The sequence below is a fragment of the Pseudomonas sp. AGC41 genome (genome assembly GCF_057334555.1).
Map to the genome: position 1 here is coordinate 11,132 of NZ_JBHFJB010000024.1, position 2,798 is coordinate 13,929.

2 protein-coding genes are annotated in these 2,798 nt (G+C 63.2%); one reads left to right on the top strand and one right to left on the bottom strand.

The genetic code is table 11. The features are described 5' to 3' along the window. Positions 1-26: 26 nt before the first annotated feature. Positions 27-491 carry a CopD family protein gene (locus tag ACE04F_RS04085; RefSeq protein WP_486105024.1) on the bottom strand — a complete coding sequence of 155 codons (465 nt, stop codon included), beginning with the start codon at positions 489-491 and terminating at the stop codon, positions 27-29. A gap of 99 nt (positions 492-590) precedes the next feature. Between ACE04F_RS04085 and dinG the strand changes: the two genes are divergently transcribed. Further along, complete coding sequence (gene dinG, locus ACE04F_RS04090; protein WP_486105026.1) at positions 591-2,735, top strand: ATP-dependent DNA helicase DinG; 2,145 nt, start codon at positions 591-593, stop codon at positions 2,733-2,735. Positions 2,736-2,798: the final 63 nt, after the last annotated feature.

Consider the following 2,798-nt stretch of genomic DNA (forward strand, 5'->3'; position numbering starts at 1 on the left):
CCCTCCCACAGAGGTCGATGATATTTTCAGAACATCGGCCGAGCCGCGCCAATCGCCACCACCAGCATCCCGATCAACAGATTGATCCCCACCAGCCTGCGAATCTTCCCCAGCACCGCCGCACCCGTCGGCCAGTCCTGCGCCGTCACGGCGTTACGCAATGCCGGCAGCTGCAGGCCCTGGATACGGATGAACAACGCCGCCATTACCACATACAACCCCATCATCACCTGCACATAACGCGGCGCGGTTTCGAAACCGGCGAAGCGCATGTGGATCAGGCCCACGCCGCTGATCGGCAAAAGCACCACTGCCACCCAGACCCAGACGAAAAAACGCTGAAACACTTCTACCCACAACTTGAGCCGGGCAGGGCCCTCAAGCGCCGTGATTGCGGCGGGTCGCAGGATCATCCAGGCGAAAAACATACCGCCAACCCAGACCAGGGCCGCCAGCAAATGCAGGGTGTAGACGAGGGCAAAGGGTGTCATTGGGTCACTCCGTTCTGCGCAGGATTAATTAGCGGGGTATGATAGCCGCCGATCCGAACCACTGAAAATTTATCCAGCGTTTTTTGCGCCCGACCATTCATGATCAGCACCGAACTCAAAACCACGATCCAGGGCGCCTATTCGCGTTTTCTCGAAGCCAAGAGCCTCAAGCCGCGATATGGCCAGCGCCTGATGATTGCCGAAGTGGCAAAAGTCCTGGGTGACATCGACACCGACGACGAAGGCCGGCGCAGCGGCGAGCCTGCCGTCGTCGCGGTGGAGGCCGGCACCGGTACCGGCAAGACCGTGGCCTACAGCCTGGCGGCGATCCCCACCGCCAAGGCCGCCGGCAAGCGCCTGGTGATCGCCACGGCCACTGTCGCCCTGCAGGAACAGATCGTCTACAAGGACCTTCCCGACCTGATGCGCAACAGCGGACTGAACTTCAGCTTCGCGCTGGCCAAGGGCCGTGGGCGCTACATGTGCCTGTCCAAACTCGACATGCTGTTGCAGGAAGGCCACGCGCAAACGGCCACGGCCCAGCTGTTCGAGGAAGAGGGGTTCAAGATCGAGGTCGATGAGGCCAGCCAGAAGCTGTTCACCAGCATGATTGAAAAGCTGGCCGGCAATAAGTGGGATGGCGACCGCGACAGCTGGTCCACCGCGTTGGAAGATGCCGACTGGTCGCGCCTGACCACCGACCACAGCCAATGCACCAATCGCCATTGCCCGAATTTCGGCCAGTGCGCTTTCTACAAGGCCCGCGAAGGCATGGGTAAGGTCGACGTGATCGTCACCAACCACGACATGGTCCTGGCCGACCTGGCCCTGGGCGGCGGCGCCGTGCTGCCAGACCCGCGCGACACGATCTATGTGTTCGACGAAGGTCATCACCTGCCGGACAAGGCCATCGGCCATTTCGCCCATTACACCCGGCTGCGCTCCACCGCCGACTGGCTGGAAACCACCGCCAAGAACCTCACCAAACTGCTCGCCCAACATCCATTGCCCGGCGACCTGGGCAAGTTTATCGAGCAGGTGCCGGAGCTGGCGCGGGAGATCAAGACGAACCAGCAGTTCATGTTCACCGCTTGCGAGCAGGTGGCCGACTTCAAGCCCGGCGAAGATGTCGAGGGCCGCGAGCGGCCCCGCCATCGGTTTGTCGGCGGGGTGATTCCCGAGCATATGCGCGAGATGGGCATCGAACTCAAGAAGGGCTTCGCGCGCCTGACCGACCTGTTCACGCGCCTGACCGATCTGCTCAAGGAAGGCATGGATGGCGAGGTCAATATCGGCATCGCCAGCAACCAGGCCGAGGAGTGGTATCCATTGTTCGGCAGCCTGCTGTCCCGCTCCCAGGGGAACTGGGAGCTGTGGACCGCGTTCACCACCGAAGACCCGGAAGACAACCCGCCGATGGCGCGTTGGCTGACGCTGGCCGAGAGCGGTTCGCTGTTTGACATCGAGGTCAATGCCAGCCCGATCCTGGCGGCGGACATGCTGCGGCGCAACCTGTGGAACGTCGCCTACGGCGCGCTGGTAACCTCCGCCACGCTGACGGCCCTGGGCACTTTCGAGCGTTTCCGCATGCGCGCCGGCCTGCCGAAAAAAGCCGTGACCGCCGTGGTCCCGAGCCCCTTCCACCATGCCGACGCCGGCGTGCTGCGGGTGCCGGACCTCAAGGCCGATCCGCGGGACGCTGCGGCTCACACTGCGGCGATCATTCGTGAGCTGCCTGCGCTGGTGGAAGGTTCGCGCGGCACCCTGGTGCTGTTTTCCTCGCGCAAACAGATGCAGGACGTCTTTGACGGCCTCGATCGTGACTGGCGCAAGCAGGTATTCATCCAGGGCAACCTGTCGAAGCAGGAAACCTTGAACAAGCACAAGGCCCGGGTCGATGGCGGCGATTCCAGCGTGCTGTTCGGCCTGGCGAGTTTTGCCGAAGGCGTCGATTTGCCGGGGGCCTATTGCGAACACGTGGTGATCGCCAAGATTCCATTCTCGGTGCCGGACGATCCGGTGGAAGCCGCGTTGGCCGAATGGATCGAAGCCCGTGGCGGCAACCCGTTCATGGAGATTTCCGTGCCGGATGCCTCGCTGAAGCTGGTCCAGGCCTGTGGCCGCTTGCTGCGTACCGAGGAAGACCGCGGCACCATCACTCTGCTCGATCGCCGGCTGGTGACCCAACGCTACGGCAAGGCGATCCTCAACGCGCTGCCACCGTTTCGGCGGGAGATTTCCTAATCCGTCTGGCGAGGAGGCTTGCGTGGGGGGGGGGGGGGCTCGGGCTGGGCTGCGCAGCAGCCC